The 25,667-nt window shown below is 56.0% G+C and carries 19 protein-coding genes and 1 pseudogene; 10 read left to right on the top strand and 10 right to left on the bottom strand.

Annotation, left to right across the window (positions count from 1 at the left end):
- Window positions 1-5: 5 nt before the first annotated feature.
- From glgX to HUO07_RS03730, 9 genes are all read right to left on the bottom strand, one after another.
- Window positions 6-2,204 carry a glycogen debranching protein GlgX gene (glgX, locus tag HUO07_RS03690; protein ID WP_176302424.1) on the bottom strand — a complete coding sequence of 733 codons (2,199 nt, stop codon included), beginning with the start codon at window positions 2,202-2,204 and terminating at the stop codon, window positions 6-8.
- A gap of 101 nt (window positions 2,205-2,305) precedes the next feature.
- On the bottom strand, window positions 2,306-2,914 hold the full coding sequence (locus tag HUO07_RS03695; RefSeq protein ID WP_176302425.1) for a DUF2934 domain-containing protein: 609 nt from the start codon (window positions 2,912-2,914) through the stop codon (window positions 2,306-2,308).
- Window positions 2,915-2,985: 71 nt separating this feature from the next.
- Window positions 2,986-5,802, bottom strand: a complete 2,817-nt coding sequence (treY, locus tag HUO07_RS03700) for a malto-oligosyltrehalose synthase (protein WP_176302426.1) — start codon at window positions 5,800-5,802, stop codon at window positions 2,986-2,988.
- Window positions 5,795-7,936 carry a 4-alpha-glucanotransferase gene (malQ, locus tag HUO07_RS03705; protein WP_176302427.1) on the bottom strand — a complete coding sequence of 714 codons (2,142 nt, stop codon included), beginning with the start codon at window positions 7,934-7,936 and terminating at the stop codon, window positions 5,795-5,797. The genes treY and malQ overlap by 8 nt, the downstream gene beginning before the upstream one ends.
- Window positions 7,933-9,765 (bottom strand): malto-oligosyltrehalose trehalohydrolase, encoded by a 1,833-nt coding sequence (treZ, locus tag HUO07_RS03710; RefSeq protein WP_176302428.1) that lies wholly within the window; start codon window positions 9,763-9,765, stop codon window positions 7,933-7,935. The genes malQ and treZ overlap by 4 nt, the downstream gene beginning before the upstream one ends.
- Before the next feature lie 63 nt (window positions 9,766-9,828).
- Complete coding sequence (glgA, locus tag HUO07_RS03715) at window positions 9,829-11,508, bottom strand: glycogen synthase GlgA (RefSeq protein ID WP_176302429.1); 1,680 nt, start codon at window positions 11,506-11,508, stop codon at window positions 9,829-9,831.
- Between the two features lie 543 nt (window positions 11,509-12,051).
- Window positions 12,052-12,984, bottom strand: a complete 933-nt coding sequence (locus HUO07_RS03720; RefSeq protein WP_176302430.1) for a LysO family transporter — start codon at window positions 12,982-12,984, stop codon at window positions 12,052-12,054.
- Entirely contained in the window at window positions 12,985-13,704 is a 720-nt protein-coding gene (locus HUO07_RS03725; RefSeq protein WP_176302431.1) for a hypothetical protein, read from the bottom strand.
- A gap of 88 nt (window positions 13,705-13,792) precedes the next feature.
- On the bottom strand, window positions 13,793-14,728 hold the full coding sequence (locus tag HUO07_RS03730) for a 2-hydroxyacid dehydrogenase (protein ID WP_176302432.1): 936 nt from the start codon (window positions 14,726-14,728) through the stop codon (window positions 13,793-13,795).
- A 304-nt stretch (window positions 14,729-15,032) separates the two neighbouring features.
- Here HUO07_RS03730 and doeA point away from each other — a divergent pair, with 304 nt between their 5' ends.
- The 9 genes from doeA to HUO07_RS03775 all read left to right on the top strand — a co-directional run bounded on the left by doeA (window position 15,033) and on the right by HUO07_RS03775 (window position 23,492).
- Window positions 15,033-16,232, top strand: a complete 1,200-nt coding sequence (doeA, locus tag HUO07_RS03735; protein WP_176302433.1) for an ectoine hydrolase DoeA — start codon at window positions 15,033-15,035, stop codon at window positions 16,230-16,232.
- 24 nt (window positions 16,233-16,256) lie between these two features.
- A complete protein-coding gene (gene doeB, locus HUO07_RS03740; RefSeq protein WP_008956061.1) occupies window positions 16,257-17,288 on the top strand; it encodes a N(2)-acetyl-L-2,4-diaminobutanoate deacetylase DoeB in 1,032 nt (343 codons plus the stop codon).
- 8 nt (window positions 17,289-17,296) lie between these two features.
- Entirely contained in the window at window positions 17,297-17,773 is a 477-nt protein-coding gene (locus tag HUO07_RS03745) for an Lrp/AsnC family transcriptional regulator (RefSeq protein ID WP_176302434.1), read from the top strand.
- 218 nt (window positions 17,774-17,991) lie between these two features.
- On the top strand, window positions 17,992-19,488 hold the full coding sequence (locus HUO07_RS03750; protein ID WP_176302435.1) for an NAD-dependent succinate-semialdehyde dehydrogenase: 1,497 nt from the start codon (window positions 17,992-17,994) through the stop codon (window positions 19,486-19,488).
- A 71-nt stretch (window positions 19,489-19,559) separates the two neighbouring features.
- Entirely contained in the window at window positions 19,560-20,993 is a 1,434-nt protein-coding gene (locus HUO07_RS03755) for an aspartate aminotransferase family protein (RefSeq protein ID WP_176302436.1), read from the top strand.
- Window positions 20,994-21,109: 116 nt separating this feature from the next.
- Window positions 21,110-21,787, top strand: coding sequence for a haloacid dehalogenase type II (locus HUO07_RS03760; protein ID WP_008956293.1), 678 nt, complete (start codon window positions 21,110-21,112; stop codon window positions 21,785-21,787).
- Window positions 21,788-21,848: 61 nt separating this feature from the next.
- Window positions 21,849-22,196 (top strand): putative quinol monooxygenase, encoded by a 348-nt coding sequence (locus tag HUO07_RS03765; RefSeq protein ID WP_008956294.1) that lies wholly within the window; start codon window positions 21,849-21,851, stop codon window positions 22,194-22,196.
- A 44-nt stretch (window positions 22,197-22,240) separates the two neighbouring features.
- Entirely contained in the window at window positions 22,241-22,708 is a 468-nt protein-coding gene (locus HUO07_RS03770) for an S-ribosylhomocysteine lyase (RefSeq protein ID WP_176302437.1), read from the top strand.
- A gap of 172 nt (window positions 22,709-22,880) precedes the next feature.
- Entirely contained in the window at window positions 22,881-23,492 is a 612-nt protein-coding gene (locus HUO07_RS03775; RefSeq protein WP_176302438.1) for a LysE family translocator, read from the top strand.
- Between the two features lie 94 nt (window positions 23,493-23,586).
- Here HUO07_RS03775 and HUO07_RS03780 read toward each other — a convergent pair.
- Window positions 23,587-24,084, bottom strand: a pseudogene (locus HUO07_RS03780) (methyl-accepting chemotaxis protein); the annotation flags it as partial.
- Window positions 24,085-24,448: 364 nt separating this feature from the next.
- Here HUO07_RS03780 and HUO07_RS03785 point away from each other — a divergent pair.
- A complete protein-coding gene (locus HUO07_RS03785; protein WP_176302439.1) occupies window positions 24,449-25,486 on the top strand; it encodes a CNNM domain-containing protein in 1,038 nt (345 codons plus the stop codon).
- Window positions 25,487-25,667 lie beyond the last annotated feature (181 nt).

Genomic DNA, 25,667 nt, shown 5'->3' on the forward strand with positions numbered 1-25,667 from the left:
TATGTCTAGGTAACGGCGCCTTCGTTGTGCTGCACTAGCTCTAGCAGGGCCAGTGAGCGACCTTCCATCCTATGTTCTTCACCAAAGGCGCGCTGGAACGGGGCTTCCTCACAGGTTTGGCTGGTGTCGAGGCGGCATAACCATCCGCTACCGCTTGGGGCGGCCGGTAGTTGAAAAGCGACGGCCTCGTGGTGCGCATTGAAAATTAGCAGCAAGGTGACATCGGCCCCCGCACGGCGTATGCCGGAAGGCTGCGCGCGACCATCGAGTAAAAGACCGAGTGTGCGCGCCTCGGTATCTTCCCAGCGCTCAACATCCATTTCGGCGCCATCCGGGGCCAGCCATGTCACTTCCTTGAGCCCCATTTCTTCGTTGTATTCACCTGAAAGGAAGCGACCTCGCCGCAGGATGGGGTAACGCATCCGAAGTGCGATCACGCGCCGCAGGTACTCGATCATGGCGTGGGCGTCACCGTCGAGATTCCAGTCCACCCAGCTGATCTCGTTATCCTGGCAGTAGGCGTTATTGTTGCCTTGCTGGGTGCGCAATAGTTCGTCGCCCGCCAGTAGCATCGGCGTGCCTTGGGAGAACAGCGTGGTGGCGATAAAGTTACGGATCTGACGCAGCCGTAATGCCTGGATATCCTCATCGTCAGTAGGGCCTTCGACGCCATGGTTCCACGATAAATTGTGGTCATGGCCATCCATATTGTCCTCGCCGTTCGCCTCGTTATGCTTATCGTTGTAGGCCACCAGATCAAAAAGGGTGTAGCCGTCGTGGGCCGTCACGAAGTTGACCGAGGCGAATGGCCGCCGGCCACGCCGTTTGAAGAAATCCGCTGACGCCATGAGCCGGGTGGCAAGCTCGGGTAACTGCCCTTCATCGCCGCGCCAGAAAGCGCGTACCGTATCCCGGTAGCGGTCATTCCATTCTGCCCAGCCAGGAGGGAAGCCACCGACTTGATAACCGCCGGGGCCGCAGTCCCAAGGTTCGGCAATTAGCTTAACCTGACTGAGAATAGGGTCCTGTCGACAGGAATCGAGAAAGCCGCCCCCCTCGTCGAAGCCGTGGGGTTCGCGGCCAAGAATGGTCGCCAAATCAAAGCGGAAACCGTCGACGCGCATTTCTGTGGCCCAATAGCGCAGCGAGTCGGTGACCATTTGCAGCACACGCTGATGGCTAAGATTAAGAGTATTACCCGTGCCGGTATCGTCGATGTAGTAGCGCGGCTCTTCGGGCATCAGCCGGTAGTAAGAGGCGTTGTCGATGCCTTTAAGCGAAAGGGTGGGACCTAGCTCGTTACCTTCGGCCGTGTGGTTGTAGACCACATCGAGAATGACCTCCAGGTCGGCGGCATGGTAACGCGCCACCAGCTCTTTAAATTCATTGATGCTTTCGCCAGAGATATAGCGCGAATGGGGGGCGAAAAAACCGAGCGTGTTGTAGCCCCAGTAATTGCGCAGCCCTTGCTCTAACAGGCGCTGATCATCTACGAAGGCGTGGATCGGCAGTAACTCAACCGACGACACGCCAAGGGAGTGAATATAGTCAACCACATCGTTGACCATCAGCCCGGCAAAGGTGCCACGTAGCGCTTCTGGTACCGAAGGATGGCGCATGGTATACCCACGAACATGGGTCTCATAAACAATGGTGTGATCCCAAGGCAACTGCACATCCCGAGAGCGACCCCAGGTAAAGGCCGGGTCGATCACGCGGCAACGCGGCATAAACGGTGCACTGTCCCGATCATCGAAACTTAGATCACCGTCGGGATGGCCGATGGTGTAACCAAATAGTGCTTCATCCCATTGCAGGTCACCCACAATCTGTTTGGCGTAAGGGTCGAGCAGCAGCTTGTTGGGGTTGAAGCGGTGGCCTTCCTCGGGGGCATAAGGACCATGCACACGGTAACCATACAGTTGGCCGGGGCGGGCGTCGGGTAGGTAGCCATGCCAAACTTCGTCGGTGTATTCGGGCAGCTCTACACGTGCCAACTCCTGTTCGCCGGTTTCATCAAACAGGCATAGTTCAACCCTCGTGGCATTCGCCGAGAACAGCGCGAAATTAACGCCTAGTCCATCCCAGGTCGCCCCTAAAGGAAACGATGATCCTTCGTGAACACGTGTCTGCCGCATAACGCTTGGGGTTTCGTCGGCGGCAACGGACTTATCGCTGTCCCGCGAGGCGTGGCTTGTATTCATTGCATTCGTCCTTGGGCCATTCGGGCACTTGGGTGTTAGCTAACGTTTTAACGTCTGTTTGTTAACAAACGTTTTTTAACGACCGTTTTTAAAAACAGCTTTTAACTCTCGGGGTCGCTTGTCTTAGGCGTATTGGTTTTCTTCGCCTTTGGCGTCGCTTTTTTCGTTGTCTTGGCGTCTGTCTTTTTAGCCGTTGCCGTCTTACCTGCTTTCTTAGATGTGTTAGCTGTCTTAGCTGTGCTCGTCTCTTTGCTAGCGGCCAGCGGGTTGCTGCTACGCCGCGGGCGGCGGGTACGCGCCACCGTGGCGGAGTCCTCAGGCAGAGGCTCCATCGAACTCGCTGTAGCGTCGGGGGCGGTAGGCGCCTGGGGCGGATGGCCACGATCCTGTACCGGCACGTCCTGCCCGACTAAGGTGTCGTCGCGAAAGGGAGCTTCATCGAAGTCGGGGTCGCCGTCCGGGTCTTCCAGCGGTAAACGGTTCTCCTGGATGCCTACCTCGTCATCCTCTAGCGGCAAGTCCTCCTCCAAGATAGGTGTTTCGTCCAGAGGCTCACCGACTTCTTCCAAGTCGGCGTCGTTACCGGCTGCTTGCTCAGCGGCAACGATCTTTAATGCCCTATCCCAATGGCGTTGCTGTTGGCCTTCGGGGCGTCCTTCAGCTTCCCAGATGCTGTAGGCCAGTTGACGCACGCGTTCTTCGTCAGTCATGTCAGCTCATCCTATGTGCTATGTCACAATTCGTTTTCGACGCTCGTTTTCGATGTGACAGGGTGTGGAAGTCATCTAGAAGTAACCCAAGCGCCGCTGCTCTCCGTGTCGTTGTTACGCAGATAGACACCGATGGGGAGTTCCGCCAGCAAGGAGGCGATAGGAAGTCCGTGGTCGCCTATCTCCAGAGAAGACTCGGTCAAAATCCCCTGCCAAACGCCAGCATCTGGCTGTAGCAAAGTATCTCCCCAGTGCGTCGGGGGAATATGCGGTAGCTCAGCGTTGCCTAGTAGCGCTGTCGTCAGCCGGGGTACTACCACCAACAATCGGTAGCCAGCGTAACGCCGGGTAAATGCCATCACGTGGTCGGCCTGCTCACCAGTTGCCGAGAGAGGATGATAATCACCGTGGGTAAATAGCCGCGGATGACGATGGCGCAACGTCAGCAACCGGGCGATGAACGCTTGCTTTATCCGTCCATCCCGCCACGTTAACAATGCCTCTGTAGGCGTTAAGGCCGCTTCAAGCGCCGCTTGACGCGCGGCATGGTCGACGGGGCGGCGATTATCAGGATCGACCAAGCTGTAATCCCAGAATTCGCCACCTTGGTAGAGGTCAGGTACGCCGGGAACGGTCAGGCGCAGCACCGTTTGTACGAGGCCATTAAGGGCGCCCGGTAGATCAACAGTGCGTGCCGCCGCTGCAATGGAATCGCGCAGGGGCGGTGTGGTCAGTAAGTCCTCAAGGAACGCTTGTGAAGCGGACTCATAAGTATCATCTGGCCATAGCCAATGGCTGAGTAACTTGGCTTCGCGCAGGGCTTTTTGCTGCCACTGGGCGAGTCGCTGGGTAAACGTTTGCATCTCATCGTTGTCCAGCGGGTCAAGCGTTGGTGCCCAGGCCCCTAGTAAAATTTGGTAGAGAATCAGTTCATCGCCCGGTGAGGGAGCAACCCCGTTGGGCAACGACCGGCGCAGCGGAGCGGCTAACCGCCGCCAATGCTCAACATGCGTCGCAAAGTGGGTGGCGTGCTCGCTGAGTGCTGCTAATCGCGCGCGAACATCTTCGCCTCGCTTGTGGTCGTGGGTGGCGGTGGTCACCATGTTGCGGGGGAATTGGCGGGCACGCCGGGCATTCGCTTCGTGAAAGTGTTTGGGAGAATGGCTGAAGTGCTCGCCATCGAAGCCCACATCGTTTCGCGAGATCAATACGGCGCTGCGATACCCCGCGGTATCTTCCACTGCCTTGGCCGCCACCGGCGAGGTGAGCTGCTGGAAGCGTACGATGGCGCGCTGGCGCAGTCGGCGCTCGTCATCCTTTGCGATGTCACGAGGCGCTTCGCCGCCCAGCCAGCGCTCTAACGCTTCGAGCACTGCAATGTCTGGCGGATTTAGCGCTTGCCGAGCCCCGCGCATCGCCTGAGCGAAAAAAGGAGCATCGGCTTCGGGGCGTCCGGCCTCGTCGGCATAGCTGCGATAGATGGGGAAGTGAACGATTAACGCTTCCAGTGCCCGGCTGATGGCCGCCAGGGTAATATCACGGCTGGCAAGCTGGGCGCGGGCAATGGCATGCAGGGCGTTGGCACAGGCATTGAATTCGCTGGCTAGTAGTGAGGTCAGTATCTCGCGCCTGGCCAGCCGTACCTCGGTTGAAAAATCAATGTCTCGGCCACTGATTTCCTGCCAAAGCTTGCGCAGTGGTGCGGCGCTGGCCGGGCTGTGCTGTATGCCTGAGACTTCGTTCATAAACTCATAACCGCTGGTGCCGTCCACACCCCAGTCGTCATGTAACGTTTCGCCATCACCCAAAATCTTTTCTACATAGAGAGCGACGTGGCGAGGCACATCGGACGGTCGCTTGGCTTGCAAGGCATCCAGGCGCTGGCGTAGCGTTAGGCAATAGCCGCGTGGGTCGGCAAGCCCATCAACGTGGTCGACCCGTAAGCCATCGACCCAGCCCGCTTCGACCAACCGTAACGGCAGGGCATGAACGGCCTCGAACACTTCCGGCACTTCAACGCGTAGCCCGCCCAGTTCGGTGACATCGAAGAAGCGCCGCCAGTTGATCTCATCAGAGGCGGTGCGCCACCACGCCAGGCGGTAATGCTGGCGTTCAAGCAAGTTATGCAGGCGAATGGCACCGTTGGGGTTTGCACCGTCAAACAGGGGCAGAACAGCGTCGATCGACTGCCGGGCAGCGGGGGATTCCATCACCTTGCTTAGCTGGTAACGCGCCTCGTCAGCAGCGGTATAGGCGTCTTCGCGTTGCTGCAGGGCATCGAAAAAGGCCGCCTGTTCGTGCAGCACGTTGTGCTCAGCAAAGCGTAGTATGTCGCCGTAATGACGAGGATCGATGGGGAAACGGTGCTCGTGATAATCCACATGGAAGCCCGCCTTATCGGCGTCGTAGCTCAGTTCTAATTCACCGGAATGCAGGGTTTCGGCATAAGGATCACCCAAGAACGGCACTAGCAGCTTTCCGGCAAGCGAGGGGGCGGCGTTATTAATATCAGCAGCGTGCCAGTCAATATCAAAGAAGTCGGCATAGGGGCTATCTTTCCCCCAGGTCAGCACATCCTGCCACCAGCGGTTTTGGGAGCCCCCCACCGCTAGGTGGTTGGGGACAATATCCAGAATTAGCCCCATGCCACGCGAGCGAAGCCGCGATACTAGGCGCTCCAGCGCCGCCTCGCCGCCTAAATCAGGGTCGATGCGTGTTGGGTCGATGCCATCGTAACCATGGGGCGAACCGGCACGTGATGCCTGTAGAGGTGAGGCATAAATATGACTAATACCCAGGCTGGCGTAATAGTCTACCCAGTGTTCGGCATCCTCTAGGGTAAAGTCGCGGTGAAACTGCAACCGCACAGTCGCGAGGATTTCATTCATGAGTCGATTTCCCAAATAGGGCGGATCGTGATGGTTTGCTAGAGGAGGTGGCTTTGCGCGCACGTGTCAGCGCCACGAGCCGTTGACGAACCTCATCCGATGTCAGTAAATCGTTGGCATCGGATGCCCAGCGCCGACGCCAATTAGGGTGCTCATCCACCGTGTTTGGTAAGTTGGCTTGCTCCTCAAGCCCCAGGGCGTCTTCAACTGGGAGCAGGAGTAACGGCGCGGGCGTGGCAGCTAAGTGGCGCGCACACGCATCGAGTACCTGCGAGGCGGGTATATCGGCCGCTTCTAGTGTCTCGGTCGTCGGCTTTACACCCAGTAAGCCCAGCGTAGTGGCGAGTTTGGCCCGTTCCTTGCGCCTGGCTAGCTGTTCGCTTTCAGCACTTTGCGTTTCCTTGAGTAGCCCCAGGCGGCTGCGCCATTCAATATCGCGCCCCGCCCACCAGCCCGCCACGGTGGGCAGGTCATGGGTTGAGGAGGTTGCCATGGCATGTGGGTTCCAATCGCTGGCGGCAAGGAAGTTATGCGCCTCGTCCTGCTCGAACCACAGCACCTGCATGCCTAATATGCCGCGGGCGGTAAGGCGTTCGCGAAAGCCGGGGGCGACGGTGCCCAGGTCTTCACCAATCACGATGCCGCGGTGTCGCCAGGACTCCAGTGCCACCAGGCGCAGCATGTCGTCTAGCGGGTAGCGGAGATAACCGCCTTCAGTGGGCGGTGCGCCACGAGGGATGAGCCATAGTCGCAACAAGCCAAGGATATGATCGATCCGCACCCCGCCGGCATGGGCGAAGGCACTGCGCAGCATGTCGATAAAACTACGAAAGCCTGAACGCTTTAGGCCATCGGGAGAAAAAGCGGCAAGCCCCCAATCCTGGCCATGGGCATTAAACAGGTCGGGTGGGGCGCCGATTGAGACGCCTTCCAGCATATCCGTTGGGCGGCTCCAGGTTTGGCTGCCTCCAGCATCTGCCCCTACCGCCAGATCAGCGATCAACCCAATCGCCATGCCGCTCTCACGGGCGACGCGCTGGGCACGGGAGAGCCCCTCAGCGGTTATCCACTGCAAGAAAGCATGAAAACCTATTTCATCGGCGCGGGTTTCGGCGAAGTGAGCGAGTTTAGGGCTGGCGGGGTCGCGTAGCTCCGCGGGCCATTCTCGCCAGTCGCCGGGGCCGAGTTCTCTTTGCAGCGCTTCGAAGCGGCAATGATCTTCCAGCAAGGCACCACCCGCACGGCGAAATGCCTGCATCTCTCGGTGTAGGGCTTTTGCTTCATCATCTTCACGCGCCATGAAGTCATCGTAGAGATAACGCAGCCAGGAGAGCTTGGCGCGTGCTGCCTCGGGCCAGTCGAGGTAGTCATCGGCTTCCAGGCGTCGCAGCTCAGCTTGCAGCCCATTACGGGCCTGAGCGTCATGAACGCTGGCGTCGCCCAGCAGGGTTTCCGCAGCGCTGTAAAGCACGTTATAGAATAGGCGGGTGGAGGGGGAGTAGGGGCTGTAGCGCTCAGGGTCGGCGCTGAACATGGCATGGGTCGGGCTAATCGCCAGGGCATCCGCGCCTTGCTCGGCGGCATGCAAAACGCACTGTTCCAGCGCCAAGGTGTCGCCAATACCGCCGTCACCGGGGCGCCGCAAGGCGTAAAGCTGCGCTGCCAAGCCCCATAGCCGTGGTGTGGTCTCACCGCTGGCGTCACTAAGCGAATAACACTGGTGTGGCGCGATGGCCAGGGTCAGTTCGGTATCGGCTATCTGCAACTGGTGATAGCCGATCTCGGTAACGCTGGGCACCGCACCATTATCGTCGAGGTAACCTTTTTGAGAGCCGCCTTGTTCAAGCTGCAATGTAAACGCGGTGCTGGGAGGCAACGGCGAGGGCAGCGTGATCGGTGTGTCACAGTCGGCGGTAAGCAGCGGTGGCCATTCTGCAGGGCTTGACGGTGCATGGAGATGTTTCAGGCGTTGCAAGCCTTCCTCTATGGCGGACTCACTCGCCGTTGAATAGCCGAGTACGTCCAGTAGGTTACGCTGAGCCTGCTCAGACAATTGGCAGGGCTCGCCGTCGCTATTTTCCCACTCCAGCAGTAAACCGGCCGCTTCGGCGAGTTCCTTCAACGGCGCTTTCATGCACTGACCTCCTCATCACCGGGGTTGTGACGCAACCAGGCAGCCGCGGTGCGGGCTGGCATCCGGCCGCTCTCGGCGGCCTTTGCGGCCCCTTCGGTGGTTTCATAAAGCAGTTGACCTACTCCCAGCCCTGGCGTGGCTGCCGCCTGCTGCCCAAGGTTGAGTGCTATCACCAGTTGGGTGTCGTCATTCATTCGCCAGCGGGCCAGTACTGCCTTCTCGCCGAGCACTTTTGCCCCCAGTGCTTCCGCGCCAGGCAGGCGCGGCACAATATGCTGGTGGCGAAGTGCTAATAGCGTGCGATAGCGCTGCAAGCAGGCGGCAAAGGGAGAGGTTTCCCTCGCGGCGAAGTCGGGGATGGAGGCTTCGAAGGTGGTCAGCGCATTAGGGTCGGGTATGCGCTCGCGGCTTTTCTCGTCAAGAAAAGCGCTAAAGTCGGCAAACTCTGCCCGGCGTCCTTCGCGAACCGCTTGGGCGAGCTCCTCATTGTGTTCGGTGAAGAATAGAAAGGGCCGGGTGGAGCCCCACTCTTCGCCCATGAACAGCAGTGGAATCATGGGTGACAGCAGCAGTAAAACCTCAGCGGCTGCCAGTGAGTCGGCATCGGCGAGCATACTCAACCGTTCGCCGAGTGCGCGGTTGCCGGTCTGGTCATGATTCTGGAGAAACGCTACAAAGGCAGTCGGCGGCAGATGGGTGCTGGGCTCTCCTCTGGAGTGGCCATGACGCGATGTATGGCCCTGAAATATAAAGCCTTCACTGAGGCAGCGGGCCAGCCGGGGCGTAGCGTTATCGACAAAATCGCTGTAATAGCCTTCCTGCTCGCCGGTCAGCAAGACATGCATCACGTTGTGCCAGTCGTCATTCCATTGAGCGGTAAACTGCTGTTGGTTGAGCAGGCTGGCGGTATTGCCTTCGTTCTCTAGCACCAGATGAATATGCCGCTCCGGGGGTATTCGGGTGTGTATTGTTTCGGCCAACTCGACCAGGAAATCCTGCTCGCTAATGGCGTGGACAGCATCGAAGCGCAAGCCATCCAGGTGGTACTCCTCTAGCCACATCAAGGCGTTATCGATGAAGTAACGGCGTACCATTGGTTGGCGAAAGTCGATGGAGGGCCCCCAGGGCGTGACCAAATCCTCACGGAAGAAGGCGCCAGCATAGTTAGCCAAATAGTTGCCGTCGGGGCCGAAGTGGTTGTAGACCACATCAAGAAACACCATCAGTCCGTAGGAGTGGGCCTCGTCGATCAGTGCTTTCATGTCATCAGGGCTGCCGTAGGAGGCTTCCACCGCGTAGGGCAGCACGCCGTCGTAGCCCCAGTTACGCGCACCGGGAAATTCAGAGACCGGCATCAACTCAATGGCAGTGACCCCCAGTTCGGCCAGGTAGGGCAGGTGTTGGCGCACGCCTTTAAAGCCACCCAGGGTGCCGACATGCAGTTCGTAAAGCACGGTTTCGTGCCACGGGCGCCCCTGCCAGTGGGCATTTTTCCACTGGTAGTGATTGGAGTCGATCACCACACTGGGGCCGTCGATATCACCGGCCTGGGCACGGGCGGCAGGGTCGGGCACTAGGCTGCCCTGCTCATCGTTCTCATCGTCGAACACTCGATAGCGGTAGCGAGCACCGTGCTCACAAGCCACTTCGGCCGTTGCGCGGCCGTCATCGGCCTGGTCCATGGTGACACTGGGCAGTCCTTCAACCTCTACATCGACCCGTCGAGCGCCTGGCGCCCAGAGCACGAACCGAGTTAAGCCTTCCTTGACGATCTGCGCGCCGAAGGCAGGTTGAAACCTATGCTTTTGCAGCTGAGGCCTTTCAAACATCGCTTGCCACCTCTTTCACCAGTCGCTTTCACAGGGGCGTTCTCACTTCTCACCAGGACCTTTTTACTGGGCCAGGGACGCCTCGTTACCTGCCTGCTCAAGGGCCTGCAGGTACAGCTTGCTGTAGGGGACGATTGACTGCTTCCAGTGGTAACGTCCCGCCATCGCCGCGCCGCGCATGGCATTGAACAGGTCGGTTGAGCGGTACACGGCAAAGGCGCGCTGAATGGCATGCATGTAGCTGCCGAACTGCATGTCGTCGAACAAAAAACCGGTCACGCCGTCCTCAATCGTATCGGCCAGGCCGCCGGTGCGGTGAGCGATCGGCAGGGAGCCGAAACGCTGGGCATACATCTGACTCAGCCCGCAGGGTTCGAAGCGTGATGGCATCAACAGAAAGTCACTCCCCGCGAAAAGGCAGCGCGCTTGGTACTCATCGAAACCGATGTAAGCGGCGATGGCGCCAGGAAAGCGAATGGCCAGCTTACGCAGGGCTTCCTCAACGTGGTGTTCACCGCAGCCCATAAAGACGATTTGGCCGCCCGCATGGACAATGGCCTTCGCGGCCTCGATGGTCAGATCCAGCCCTTTCTGATGCACCATGCGTGATATCACCGCAAACAAGGGGCCTTGGCTGGGGGTTAGCCCAAAGTGACGACGCACATAATCAGCATTGGCACGCTTACCGCGCCAATCGTTAGAGGAAAACGCTTGGATCAAAAGACTATCGGTGCGTGGGTCCCAGGAGTCGTCAATGCCATTGGGAATGCCGCTTAAGCAACCTTGTTCGGCTTTGCAGCGAAGTAGCCCGTCGAGCCCACAGCCGAATTTCGGTGTAGTGATCTCCTGGGCATAGGTCGCACTAACGGTGGTCACTTGCGAGGCATAGACGATTCCCGCTTTCATAAAGGAAATGTCGCCATAGTATTCGACGCCATCAATATGAAACGCCTCGTCAGGAATGCCGAGCACCTCAAGGCGCGAGGCATCAAACACGCCCTGGTAAGCCAGATTATGAATGGTAAAAACAGTCGGGATGGGTTGCCCTTGGCCTTGCCAGTGCAAATACGCCGGTGCCAAGCCACAGGCCCAATCGTTGAGGTGCAATAACTGGGGCTGCCAATCGAGATTTGCCTTGCCCAAGGCGATATCGGCAGCTGCCCGTGACAGGCGAGCAAAGCGGATATCATTATCTTTCCAGCCTTCATCTTGACCATCGCCATAACCGCTAGAGCCGGTGCCATAGGGAGTGCCTTCACGCTCATAAAGCTCTGGGCAGAGCAGTACATAAACGATCAGCCCATCGCGGCAGGTTAGCTGGCCAATATCACACGCTGGCAATCCCGCAAAAGAAGGCAAATGGCCAACCGTTACAATGTCATAGTTGGACTGAACCATTTCCCGATAAGCGGGGATTAATACTCGTACATCGTGATGCGCTGCCAGTGCGCGGGGAAGTGCCGAGGAGACATCGCCCAGACCGCCGACCTTAACGAAATCGGTAATTTCAGTGGTAACAAATAGAATGCGCTGTGGAGAGTCGAGTTTATCGTTATGGCTTCGATCGATAATGTCATAACGGCGATCGGTAACAGTTTGATTTAAATGGTGCCGGGGGATTACTTGGTTATGGGTAAAAGGAACCTCTTTCAGTCTAGGCCCCTCTTGTTCGTCATTTTCTACCATGCTCTCGTCCGGCATGCTTTTAATGTTAGCAACCTCACTCAAAGCCACATCGCCCATGTTCTACCTCCCTGGATTACCATGGTCAACACTGTTTAACTGATAGCTTTTAACTAGATGGCCTTAAGTCAGGCCGTATTTAACTATCTAATATTTAACTATCGAGTATTTAACTACCTAGCTCATTACTCCTTAATGACTTCCTTTCCTTACCCTCGGCTACCATGCTTCTAGGCGTTGCATCGGAAGTCGCTACTTAAGAACAGGCGCTACTTAAAAACTATAGTTGAGAAATCATAGGTTAGCTAAATGGGGGGCGACCATAACCTACATCAATAAGCGTGTTAAATAAGTATTGGAAGAGCTAAAGAGGCACAATGGAAGAGCGGTTAAGTCCGTTAAATGCTTTGGCTTTAAAGGGTTATGTTTAAAATTTAATAAAAGATAAGAGGGTTTTTTCTATTTTTGTTTGTTGAATTTCCCTGTATCTTTAGTGAACTGGGCTGTTTTTTTAACAAAAGTAAATAGTAACTTTGGCTTGCTTATTAATCGCTTAGGGCAGGGGGCGAGGCCATTGTGAAAAAAAGCATGGCCTCGCCGCATTTAAGCCGATAGTGAAAGAAAAAACAGGATCAGCGGGGGGGATAGCAGCGAAAGAATAAACCCGCTGACCACGGCGATAGGGACGCAGGCCACGCCGCCATGTTGCTGAATGACGGGCAAGGTGAAATCCATAGAGGTCGCCCCGCCGTAGCCAATCGCCAGCGCGGTATGGCGATGGATCACCAACGGAATCAGGATAAACGCCAGCAGCTCGCGGGTGAGGTCGTTGAAGAATGCCACGCCACCCATTAGTGGGCCTAATTGATCGCCAATTAGAATCGCCGAAAGCGAATACCAGCCGAAGCCCGAGGCCATCGCCAATCCTTCGTTCCAGCTAAGTGAAAGCAGCGGGGCGGCAACCAGGCCCGCCAGTAATGAGCTGATTGCTAGAGTAACTGCAATCGCCAGCCCCATACGGTTAAGCAGGATTTGTCTAAGAGGCATGCCTGAGTTGCGCAGCTGGCAGCCAATCAGTGCTAATAATAGGTACAGCACCCATTCGGCGAGTAAATCGGCGGTGCTGAAAAGCCCTTCGCCCACAAGAGGCCCTAACAACAGGCCGGCGATAACGCCACCTGCCACCACAGCAACGAGCAACAGTGAGCCCTGCATGGCGGCCAATTTACTGGTGGGTGCATTCTTAACCACCGGCGAGTGACCTGCCTTAAGGGGCAAGCGGCATGATAACCACCAAAGCGCTGCTAGGTTAAAGGCGGTGGTAATGCTAAATAGTAGTAGGGCGTTGCCACCTAAGCGTGAAAATTGGCTAGCTAGGTTTTCTAGCCCCGCCAAACTGACGCCCATGAACAGTAAAATCAAATAAACCGAGCCGCTAACGGCTCGGTTTATTAACTGCTGTAAGCGGGTGGAAGGCACCGGTACCAAGTAGCCAAGAACCAGCGGTAGCAAAACAATCAATAAACCTGAAAACATTTAGGGTGCCGTGCCCCCGTCTGGGTTGAAGTTGGTTAACGTCAACTGCGTTTCGCGGCTGCCCTCTTTTTGGTACACCGCAGACAGAATCAAGCCGGGCCAGTCGGGGTGAAAGTGAAGTTGCAGCAGGCGGTCAGGTTTCTCAATATCAATCAAGGATACCTGCAGCGCTTCAAACTCCCCGGCAGGCACGCGAATGGTGTCAGGGGCGTTGGTATTTTTTTCTGTAACATAATACTGAAAGTGCTCATCACGCCCCTTTTGATTGACGAATTCAATCTCGCAAGGAGCGCTCTCGATGCAGTTTTCGTGTCCCGCCCGGCGAGATAAATCAAACAGCGCCGTTTGCCGATCTAAGCTAGGAATATCGTTTTCGTTCAATTCATAGCTATCACCGACACCTAACACTGAATAGCTGCTATTAAAGAGCAGCGACTGGGTCTCATCGCCATTGACAGCAAAACGACTGAATTCCTGGCCGCGTGCCACGGTAATGGAAAAACGCATGTCGCTTAACCAGTGGCTACCTTCGTTAGTGAGCCGGTGGGTGATGGTGGCCCCAGGCCAGCCGCGCACTTCAAGCCGGTATTGGGCCTCAAAGGGGCGTGGGTCTTTGAGTGTGTCTGCTGCTAACGCCATGCCGCTTAACCAGAAGGCGGCAAGGCTCAATCCTACCCCTGCAAGCGAGCGACTAGGCTGTCGTGCAAAAACATTGGCCAAGGCCGTTCCTCCAAAAATGGTGTCTTCCTAAGAGCCTTTAGCCAGCGCTTGGTTCCCCGTGCGCTAGTAACCGCGGTGGAGGAGGGCTTCAGTAGCCCGCGTCCGGGTTGACGGTAGAGAGTTTTTCACCCGACTCGAAGGCATGTAAGTAGGAAATTACTTGATCGATGGCATCATTCAGCGGCGTAGGCGCCGCCATATGCGGCGTGACAATCACATGGGGATGCTGCCATAGCGGACTATTTGTCGGCAGCGGTTCCTCCTGAAAGACATCCAGTAGTGCCCCTCGCAAGTGGCCCGGCTGGTCAGCGCTGCCCAACGCGTCCAGCAATGCCTGTTCATCAATCAAGCTGCCCCGGCCAGGGTTGATCACGCTGGCGCCTTTGGGTAATTGGGCCAGTCGCTCGGCGTTAAGAATGTGTTGGGTCGCTTCCGTGTCAGGCAAAATAGTGACTAAGCTTTGCACCTGTCCTAGCAGTTCGGTTAGCCCGTTATCGCCGTGAAAACAGTGTACGCCGCTAATTTGCTTGGGCGAGCGGCTCCAGCCCAGCACCGGAAAACCAGCTTGCTGCAAAGCGCTGGCCACAAAACCACCTATCGCCCCCAGGCCTAGTACACCCACCGGCCACTGCGATTTCTCTACCACGGCCTGTGGTTGCCAGGTGGCGCTTTGCTGCTGTTCCCGGTAACGGTCCATGCTGCGGTAAAAATGCAGCACACCATACAGGGCGTAATCGGCCATTAACTCGCCCATGCCCGCATCGCGTAACTTCACAATCGGTACATCGCTAGGCAGCCCTGGCGTTTTGAGTAGGTAATCCACCCCGGCGCCTAAGTTGATAATGCCTTTTAGCTGAGTCTGCTCTTGCAGCAAATGCGCAGGGGCTTTCCAAATGGCGAGGTAGTCAGCTTGCTTTCGCTCCTCCGCGGGTGCTTCGCTAGTTAGCACGGTAGCTTGGGGCAGTGCCTGTGAAAGCGCCTCCTGCCACTGTGTAGCTTCGTCAATATGGACAATAATTTTCATCCCGCCTCCTCTCGCTAAAAGTGTCTTCACTGCCGTTATCATGGTGAGCGATGGGGGGTGTTGCAAGCTCGCTCAGCCTAAATAATGATGTTCTATGCACTTTTTGTCACAAAGCCTTTGACCGCTAACCAAGGGTCGGTGCTAGTATCGCCTTAAGACGACATTGGCGGGCCTGCTGCAACCGCAGCAGATGCAACCCCGACGCCTGATCGGTGGTGGCCAGGTCGATCCTGTGGCCCAGCGTTTTGTGCCTAACAGTAGGCAGCACGTTGGTTCTTGGTGATCCTTAATGGCGAGTTGCCCGATGACTCAGGTTTCCCTACCTTTCACACGCGAAGAGTATGCTACCCGCCTGTGGAAAGTGCGTGCTGAAATGGCCAGTCGTGGCATTGACGTATTAATCGTCAGTGACCCTTCCAATATGGCCTGGCTAACCGGTTACGACGGTTGGTCGTTTTATGTGCATCAGTGTGTCCTGGTGGGCCTCGAAGGCGAGCCGGTATGGTTTGGTCGGCGCATGGATGCCAACGGTGCCCTGCGCACCTGCTGGATTGATCCCGACAACATTACCTACTACCCGGATTACTATGTGCAAAATCCGGATATGCACCCGATGGAGTATCTGGCGCAGTCGATCATGCCTGATCGCGGCTGGCACTTGGGTGTCGTGGGTATGGAGATGGATAACTACTACTTCTCCGCCAAGGCCTACCTGAGCCTGCTGAAAGAGCTGCCCCATGCACGCTTTATGGATGCCAATGCGCTGGTCAATTGGTGTCGGGCGATCAAATCGCCCCAGGAAGTGGCTTATATGCGCATTGCCGCCAAAATCGTGGAAGGCATGCATACGCGTATCTTGGAAGTGATCGAACCTGGCCTGCCGAAGAGCAAGCTGGTGTCGGAAATTTACCGCGTAGGCATTGAAGGCTTTGTTGATGGGAATGGCAAGGTTTTTGGCGGTGACTATCCCGCCATTGTGCCCATGCTGCCTACCGGTAAAGACGCCGCTGCACCGCACCTGACCTGGGACGACACGCCTTTTCGCAAAGGCGAGGGGACCTTCTTTGAGATTGCCGGGGTGTTTAAGCGCTACCATGCGCCCATGTCGCGTACGGTTTTCCTGGGTACGCCGCCCACTGACTTTATCCGTGCCGAATCGGCGCTGCTGGAAGGCATTGAAAACGGCTTGGCAGTGGCCAAACCCGGTAACCGCACGGCGGATATTGCCATGGCGCTGGGTGCGGCGATGGATAAATACGGTTTTGACCGCGGCGGCGCCCGCTGTGGTTATCCCATCGGTATTTCGTACCCGCCCGACTGGGGTGAGCGCACCATGAGTTTGCGCCCCTCCGATGACACTATTCTGGAGCCGGGCATGACGTTCCACTTTATGCCCGGGCTCTGGGAGGAAAACTGGGGCTTGGAAATTACCGAAAGCATCTTAATTACCGAAGACGGCTGCGAAACCCTGGCCAATTTTCCGCGCCAGCTGTTTGTTAAGTAGTGGTTTGTAAAAAAGGAATATCCAATGACTGATCAAGCGAACCAATTGCGGCCAAGCCCCATTTCCGCCACCGTTGATTTCGATGCCGATGGCGTGCAGCACGGCTTTTTAAAACTGCCCATCTCCACTGACGAATCTGCCTGGGGCGCGGTGATGATTCCGGTGACCGTGGTCAAGAACGGCGACGGCCCCACGGCACTGCTGACCGGCGGCAACCACGGTGATGAGTACGAAGGCATTACCTCGCTGCTGAAGCTCTCTTCAACGCTTAAAGCAGAAGACGTAACAGGGCGGGTGATTATCGTGCCATGCATGAACACCCCAGCCGTGATGGCGGGCAAGCGCACCTCGCCGATGGATAAGGGCAACCTCAACCGCAGTTTCCCCGGCGACCCTAACGGCAGTGTCACGCCGCAGATTGCCGACTATTTTACCCGTGTGCTGGTGCCGATGAGTGATGTGGTGCTTGATCTGCACTCTGGCGGCCGTACGCTGGATATTCTGCCGTTTGGTGCGTCTCACGTACTGGATAACAAAGCGCAGCAGCAGTCCGCGCTGGAAGGCGCCAAAGCGTTCGGCGCCCCCTACGCCATGGTGATGTTTGAGCTGGATGCGGAAAAGCTCTTCGATACCGCCTGCGAGCGCCAGGGCAAAGTGTTTGTGGCCACAGAGCTTGGCGGCGGTGGCACGTCGACGCCCCTGAGCATTGCGATTGCCGAACGCGGCGTGCGCAATTTCCTGATTCACTACGGGCTAGTCAAAGGCGAAGTCGAAATGCCCGCAGGCGGGCAGATGTATCTCGATATGCCCGACGCTAGCTGTTACGTGCAGAGCCAGCACTCCGGCGTGTTGGAGCTGTTGGTGGCGCTGGGCGACGAGGTGAAAAAAGGCCAGACGATTGCCTATGTGTATGACATGACTCGCAGTGGCACTGCACCAGTGGCCTACAAAGCCGAGCGCGATGGCATCTTAATGGCTCGCCGTGCGCCCTCGCTGATCAATATGGGGGACACCCTGGCGGTGATTGCCGATGTTGTCGAACGCCTGGAGGCGTAACCCCCGGCATGATGAAACTTGACCGTTTTGATCTCAAAATCCTCGATATCCTCTCCCGCGATGGGCGGATCACTAAATCGAAGCTGGCCGAGGCGATCAACCTCTCGGTCAGCCCCTGCTGGGAACGGGTAAAACGGCTGGAAAATGCTGGCATCATTCAAGGCTACAGCGCGCGCATCAATAGCGAAGTATTGGTGCCGCGCAACCCCGTCTGGGTGCAGATTGAACTCAAACAGCACAATGCCGAAAGCTTCTCTCGTTTTGAAGCGTTGGTAATGCAAACCCCCGAAGTCACCGAGTGTGTGGCGGTAGGGGGCGGCGTGGATTATTTGGTGAAGTTTGAAGCGCGTACGATCGATAGCTACCAGCGCCTGATGGATAAGTGGCTGGTGTCCGAAGCCGGTATCGAGCGCTACTTCACCTATATCGTGACCAAAACCGTCAAGCGGGTTCCTATCGGCATCGATACCGACGACATTCTTTAAGCCCCACCAAAAGCTATTACCAAGTACAACCAAAAAAAAGCACTGCCAAACGTCCGCTGACAAAAAAAGTCGCGTGATAAGCCTCGGTTTTCAAAAACACTTCGTGGCGCCTCTCCGTTAACCTATGTGCATTCGACGGCAAGGCAATGAGCTTGCTGACAATGCCACACAGTTATTGCAGCGCTCGGTTAGCCAGACTGCATTTGAGGGAGGTTTCCATGACCACACTATCGACCACGCTGGCCAAGCGCCTGGAAGATCCGCGTCTGTTCCGGCAGTACGCCTACGTGAACGGTAAATGGACCCATGGGGAAGGCGGTCGCGAAGAAGCGGTGTATGACCCCGCCACCAATGAAGCCATTGGCCATATCCCGTTGCTGGAAGCCGAGCAGATCACTGCCGCTGTGGATGCTGCCGAAGCGGCGTTTGTACACTGGCGGGCACTGCGCGCTGATGAACGCTGCGAGCGTTTGCTGGCCTGGTACGACCTGATTCAAGCCAACCGTGAAGACCTCGCCACCATCATGACGCTGGAGCAGGGCAAGCCACTGCCCGACGCCCGTGGCGAAGTCGAGTACGGTGCCAGCTTCGTGCGCTGGTTCGCGGAAGAGGGCAAGCGTACCTACGGCGAAACTATTCCCAGTCATATCCCGAATGCGTCACTCGGCACCATTAAAGAGCCGGTCGGCATCGCGGCGATGATTACGCCCTGGAACTTCCCGCTAGCAATGATTACCCGCAAAGCCGCCGCGGCATTGGCAGCGGGTTGCCCGGTGATTGTGAAGCCTGCCAACGAAACGCCGTTCTCTGCGTTGGCGCTGGCGGAGCTTGCCGAGCGGGCGGGGATTCCGGCAGGGATTTTCAACGTCGTGCTGGGTGACCCGGCGGAAGTCTCAAAAATTCTTTGCGGCGAGTCACGTATTCGTGCGCTCTCCTTCACCGGTTCCACCCGCGTGGGCCGTTTGCTGATCGAACAGAGCGCCAACACCGTCAAGCGGCTCTCTCTGGAGCTGGGTGGCAACGCGCCGTTTATCGTTGGGCCGGACATGGACCCGAAGCAGGCTGCTTATGCAGCAGTCGATGCCAAGTTCCAAACCGCCGGGCAGGACTGCCTAGCCGCCAACCGCATTTTGGTACACGAATCCATTCATGATGAATTCGTCGAGCAGTTCGCCGAGCGCATGGCCGCACTCACTGTGGGTAATGGCTTGCAGGGTGAAATTGATCTGGGCCCGCTGATTCACCGTCAGGCGGTGGAAAAAGCGGCGTCGATTGTCGATGACGCCATTTCCAAAGGCGCCAAGATGATTGGTGGTGACCAAAGCCAGGCTCCGGGTGAAAACTTCTTTATGCCGGTGATGCTGACCGGCGTGACGCCGCAGATGAAAGTATGGCGGGAAGAGAACTTTGCCCCAGTAGCCGGTATCACCGCCTACAGCACCGACGACGAAGTGATCGAAATGGCCAACGACACCGAGTACGGACTGGCCGCGTATATCTACACCCACGATATCCGCCGTATCTGGAAGCTGATGCGCGCGCTGGAATACGGCATGGTCAGCGTTAACTCCGTCAAAATGACCGGCCCGCCGGTACCCTTTGGCGGCGTGAAGCAGTCCGGCCTTGGCCGTGAAGGTGGTGCCACCGGTATTGATGAATATCTGGAAACGAAATATTACTGCCTGGGTGCGCTGGGTTCAGTCTCAGGCAGCTAATCGCCAAGTTGACAATAATTTAAAACATCCTCCCCGCAATGCGGGGAGGTTTACCGTACAGAGAGAACGCTATGAGCTTGCATCAGGATTTGATCGAACGCGACCGTAAAGTCACTTTCCACGCCTCTACCCACCTGCGCGATTTTGCCCACGGCGACCTGCCGGGCCGCGTGATTACCGGCGGTAAAGGCATCAACATCGTAGATAAAGACGGCCGCGAATTTATCGACGGCTTTGCCGGGCTTTACTGCGTCAACATCGGCTATGGGCGCACCGAAGTCGCCGAGGCGATCTACAAGCAAGCGCTAGAACTCTCCTACTACCATACCTACGTAGGCCACTCTAACGAGCCGCAGATCGAGCTTTCCGAGCGTATTCTGAAGATCGCGGGCATGAACATGTCCAAGGTCTACTACGGTATGTCCGGTTCAGACGCCAACGAAACCCAGCTCAAGATCGTGCGCTACTACAACAACGTACTGGGTCGCCCGCAGAAGAAAAAGGTCATCTCGCGTATGCGTGGTTACCACGGTTCAGGTATTGCCTCTGGCTCGCTGACCGGCCTGAAAGCGTTCCACGACCACTTCGATCTGCCGATTGACACTATTCGCCATACCGAAGCGCCGCACTACTACCTGCGTGCCGCTGAGCAGCACGGCATGACCGAGCTTGAGTTCTCTGCGTATTGCGCCGAGAAACTGGAAGCGATGATTTTGGAAGAAGGCCCGGATACCGTCGCCGCCTTTATCGGCGAGCCCGTGCTGGGTACGGGCGGTATCGTACCGCCGCCGGAAGGCTACTGGGATGCCATCCAAGCCGTGCTGGCGAAGTATGACGTGCTGCTGATTGCCGATGAAGTGGTGTGTGGCTTTGGCCGTACCGGTTCTGATTTCGGCAGCCATCACTACAACATGAAGCCTGACCTGGTCACCATCGCCAAAGGCTTAACCAGTGCTTACCAACCGCTTTCCGGCGTGATTGTCGGTGAGAAAGTGTGGCAAGTGCTTGAGCAAGGCACCGGCGAATACGGCCCCATCGGCCACGGCTGGACTTACTCAGGCCATGCGCTGGGCTGTGCGGCAGGGCTTGCCAACCTGGATATCATCGAGCGTGAAAACCTGGTGGGTAACGCGTCGGAAACCGGTGCTTACTTCCAGCAGCAGCTAAAAGCTAACTTTGAAGGTCATCCGCTATTGGGCGACGTGCGCGGTGTAGGCCTGATGGCAGCGCTGGAGTTCTCGCCAGACGCCAAGCAGCGCCTGCACTTCGACCCAGCGCTGAAAGTCGGCCCGCGTGTTGCGGCAGCCGCGATGGAAGAGAACCTGATTGCCCGCGCCATGCCCCAAGGCGACATTCTCGGCTTTGCACCGCCGCTGACCATTAATCGGGGTGAAGTGGACGATATGATTGGTCGCGCCAAACGCGCCATCGACCGCGTGACGGATGAACTAGTGCGCTCCGGCGACCTTAAAACTGGCCAGCAGGAGGCTGCCTTTACAGTTTAATCACCTGTTTTAGCCTTTTGAGCGCCGCTGCCTGTGCAGCGGCGCTTTTGTTTTTGTAGGCCACGACTATGCTGAATACAGTTGTTAGCCAATTGACAGTAAAGGAGAGGCCCACGATGCAGCCGGTATTAGCCTTCGATGTTTACGGCACGCTGATTGATACCCAGGGAGTGACCGTTGAGCTGGAACGACGCTTGGCCGATGCTTCCAAAGCAGGCGAATTTGCCCGCCGCTGGCGGGAGAAGCAGCTTGAATACAGCTTCCGCCACGGCTTGATGGGCGCCTATGTGCCCTTTTCTGAATGTACCCGCGAAGCGCTGGTCTTTATCGACCGGGCGCTACAAACCGGCCTTTCCGATAACGATCACGATCACTTAATGGCAGTGTATGGTGAGCTACCTGCGTTTGACGATGTCGTGCCCGCCTTGGATCAACTGCGCGATGCGGGCATCCGCTGTGTGGCATTTTCGAATGGCACTGCCGATGCCGTCTCGACGCTACTGACGCGTGCGGGCGTTGAGAGCCATATGGATGACGTCATTAGCGCGGATGAAGTCAAGCGCTTCAAGCCGGACCCCGCCGTTTATTCCCATCTGCGTAGCCGCCTGGAAACCCGCCCAGAACACACCTGGCTAATTTCCAGCAATCCCTTTGATGTGATTGGCGCCACCCACGCCGGGTTACGCAGCGCCTGGATACGGCGTAATTCCGATGCGCCGTTTGACCCCTGGGGCATTGAGCCCGATATGACGGTCACTGATTTAGGCGCATTGGCCGAACGCATTATTCGCTAGGTTGTGAACCTGCGTAGACAAGCCGCATAATGACGCACGCTTAACGACTTAGGATATGAGCATGTCAGAAAAAATTTACTGTGTTGCCGGCTTTAAGCCCAAACCAGGCAAGGAAGAAGCCGTATTTAAAGCACTTCAGACCTTAGAACCGAATACGCACCGGGAAGATGCTTGCATTCACTACACGGTAACGCGCCAGATCGACAATCCCTTTGCCCAGGGCACCGGTTATCCGATCGTATTTCATGAAATTTGGGCCAGTCGTGAAGAGTTTGAAGCCCACTGCCAGCGTAAAGAGATTCAAGACTTCTTCGCCAAGCACGTTGAGTCACCCGATGGCGATATTGAAGATGCCAACGTGTGTGTTTACACCGATGAGCCATGGAATTTTGACGCGCCCAAGGTGTAAGCGAAACGGTTTAAGCGAATAGGTTTAAGCAAAAAGGAGCCAACATGACCGATAAAAAGATGAACGTCGAAAGCTTTAACCTGGATCACACCAAGGTAAAAGCCCCGTACGTGCGTTTAGCCGACATCAAAGAAGGCCAGAACGGCGACCGTATCCACAAGTACGACCTGCGGATCTGCCAGCCCAATAAAGATCACATGGAAATGCCAGCGCTGCACTCCCTTGAGCACTTAATGGCTGAGCTGTCGCGCAATCACACCGATAAAGTGGTCGATATCAGCCCCATGGGCTGCCAAACCGGCTTCTACATCGCGATGATCAATCACGACGACTATGACGGCGTGCTGAACATCATCGAACAAACGCTGAACGATGTGCTGGTCGCTACCGAAGTACCTGCCTGCAATGAAATGCAGTGCGGCTGGGCCGCCAGCCACAGCCTGGAAGGCGCCCAGGAGCTGGCCCGCAACCTGCTGGCCAAGCGCAACGAGTGGACGGAAGTCTTCGCCTAAGCGTTATGTAACTGCATCAGCGACGCGCGAACGTATTAATAAAGTAAGAAGCCGAACGCCTCCTGGGTATACGCCCAGGAGGCGTTTTTATAGTCGTGCATTTACGAATGGAAAACGCCAAGCAACGGTGACATGCTGGCACCACGCACTTTTCCCTGGGTGAGGCATTAAGATGCTATTGGACACTTGGCTTTTATATCTGATCGCCTGCATTGGCCTATCGCTTTCTCCAGGGCCAAACGGCCTGTTAGCGCTGACCCACGGCGCCATGCATGGCAGCCGTAAAACCCTATTTACCATTGTTGGCGGTGCGACAGGGTTTATGCTGATTATTGCCTTGTGCATGTTTGGGATTGGTGCGCTGCTTAAATCCTCGGTGGTATGGCTGACCGTGCTGAAATGGGTCGGCGGGGCCTATCTTATTTGGTTGGGTATTCAGGTATGGCGCTCGCCGCCGATTACGGGCGACATTGATGTAAATACAAGCCGAGCGAGCGGGTGGCACCTGTATCGCCAAGGCGTACTGGCATCAATTACTAACCCCAAAGTACTGCTGTTCTTTAGCGCCTTCCTGCCTCAGTTTATCGTCCCCCAAGGCAGTTTGATGCTGCAATTCTTCGTGCTGGCAGGCACCTTTGTGGTTATCGAATGCATCGTGGAAGGCTTGCTCGCCAATATGGCCAACCGCATTCGTCACTGGTTAAAACGCGTGGGCCGCGGATTCAACCGCACCTGCGGCGGTATCTTTGTTGCTATCGGGGCTGCGTTGCCGTTAAGGGCGTGAGCATTGGGAAGGGGTGCCGCCTTCGCTTCGGCGCCATTAGCAGTCAGTGTGCCTATGTAAAGGGTGCACTTCCTTGTGCATGAAATCGGTTTGGCTAAATATGCGTATCGGCGGCGAGTTGTTCGATAGAGGTGGCGACATTGTGGGCGTCGTGAAGAATCTTATTCACAATGGTATCAATCTCACTAACGCTGGACTGGCTGGCTTTGCCATGCTGAATCACTTGCTGCATGGATTGCGTCGTACGTTCTACCAAGCTGCTGTTGTCTTTAAGTACCTGGGTGATTTGCGCTACCGCCTCGGTGGCGCCTTTGGCGAGTTGGCGTACCTCGTTGGCCACCACGGCAAAGCCACGGCCTTGTTCGCCCGCGCGGGCGGCTTCTACGGCAGCGTTCAGCGAGAGAAGGTTAGTTTGGCTGGCAATTTTTGCGATTGATTCGGTGATTTTGTGAATACTTTGCGACTGCTTATGCAGTTCATCAATCAGTTCTTGCGCTTGGGCGAGCGTTTGCGCGGCCTGCGCAGCGCCTTTCACCATCTCATCTAAGTGACCCAGGCTGTCTTTAGCAGTTTGCTCAATTTGCGACGTACTACATAGAGAGATGCGTTAAAAAATTGTTATACATTTTGGCCTTCTCTGTATTCAGTCGAATAATACTGGGAGCAGGCACAAGGGGAGGCACCTAAGTGAAAGGAGGCTTTATCATCAATTGAGATTAATTAATGTAACTGCTTATTTGTTGTTGAATCTGCACTCATTTTTAATAATATGATCCTCTTTACACTAGATTTGTAACCCTTCAACTGTGAACAAAAGTAAACTATTAAGAGCTCAAGTGATTTAGGGGTGGTAAAAGAAGCCAACTGACAGTTTAGGCTGCTTTGGAGATAGCTGATATTGACATTCGTCTGCCTTACCCCTATAAACGCGAAATAATCCATCACCCTAGGCTCTCATGCTCCTCTTAATCACGATTGCTACCCTTTCAATCGCGTTCTCATTCTTATGTTCCATCCTTGAAGCGGCGCTGCTTTCGATTACCCCCAGCTATATTGCTAAACAGAAAGAAGATAATCCCAAATTGCATGCCTCGCTTACGCAGCTAAAAGCCAATATTGACCGGCCATTGGCGGCTATTTTGACGCTTAATACGATCGCCCATACCGTTGGGGCAACGGCGGTGGGGGCTCAGGCGGCCGTGGTATTTGGTGAAGCCTCTATCGCTATCGTGTCGGCGGTGATGACGATGCTGATTTTGATCTTGTCGGAAATTATCCCAAAGACCATTGGCGCAACGTACTGGCGCGGTTTATCGCCGTTTCTGCCACGCCTGTTAAATCCTATGATTATGGGTTTGCTGCCTTTTATCTGGATGTCAGAACAGATTACGCGCCGCTTAGGCAAGTCAGAGCATGATGTCGACCTGCGCGATGAAATCAAAGTCCTCGCGCGCGTGGGCCTGGAAGAGAACGTGCTGGATGCGGATGAATCACGCACCATCATCAATATGCTCAACTTGCACGATATCCTGGTGAGCAAAGCGATGACGCCACGTACCGTGTGTGTAACGGTGCTGCCTGATATGACCGTCTCCGCGTTTGATAAGCAGTATGGCAAAGCGCCGTTCACGCGGTTCCCCGTGATGGATAACGGCGAGCAGGCGTTTGGCTATGTGCATAAAGCCGATATGTACCATGCAGACGATGCCAAAACGATGCGTGAACTGATGCACCCGATTGGTAGCGTGGATGTTTCAAATAATGTAGAGCAGGTGTTTACCTCGATGCTCAAAGATCACCTGCACATGCGGGTGGTTTATGATGAGCACGGCACTTTTGTCGGCTTGATTACGCTTGAGGACATTATCGAAACCATTCTTGGGCAGGATATTGTCGATGAGACCGACAATGTAGCTAATTTGCGCCACTACGCGAAACAGCAGTGGATCAAGCGCGTTAAGCGGGATGATAAAAACGCCAAAGCGGCTGAGTAAACCTTTTACAGCTTATTGGTATAAAACGGTGCCTTAAGGCGCCGTTGTACGTTTTATAGTTAGGCTTTTACGCCTTTATACTGGGCTTGGCTCTACAGAGTGAACGTTGCCTTGCCACTGGCTGTCTTAGCACTAAATGATCTATAGTGAAGGTGTTGAAAGACAAATAAGGTATTAGGGC

Source organism: Vreelandella maris (genome assembly GCF_013371085.1).
In the GTDB taxonomy this organism is placed as follows: Bacteria; Pseudomonadota; Gammaproteobacteria; order Pseudomonadales; family Halomonadaceae; genus Vreelandella; species Vreelandella maris.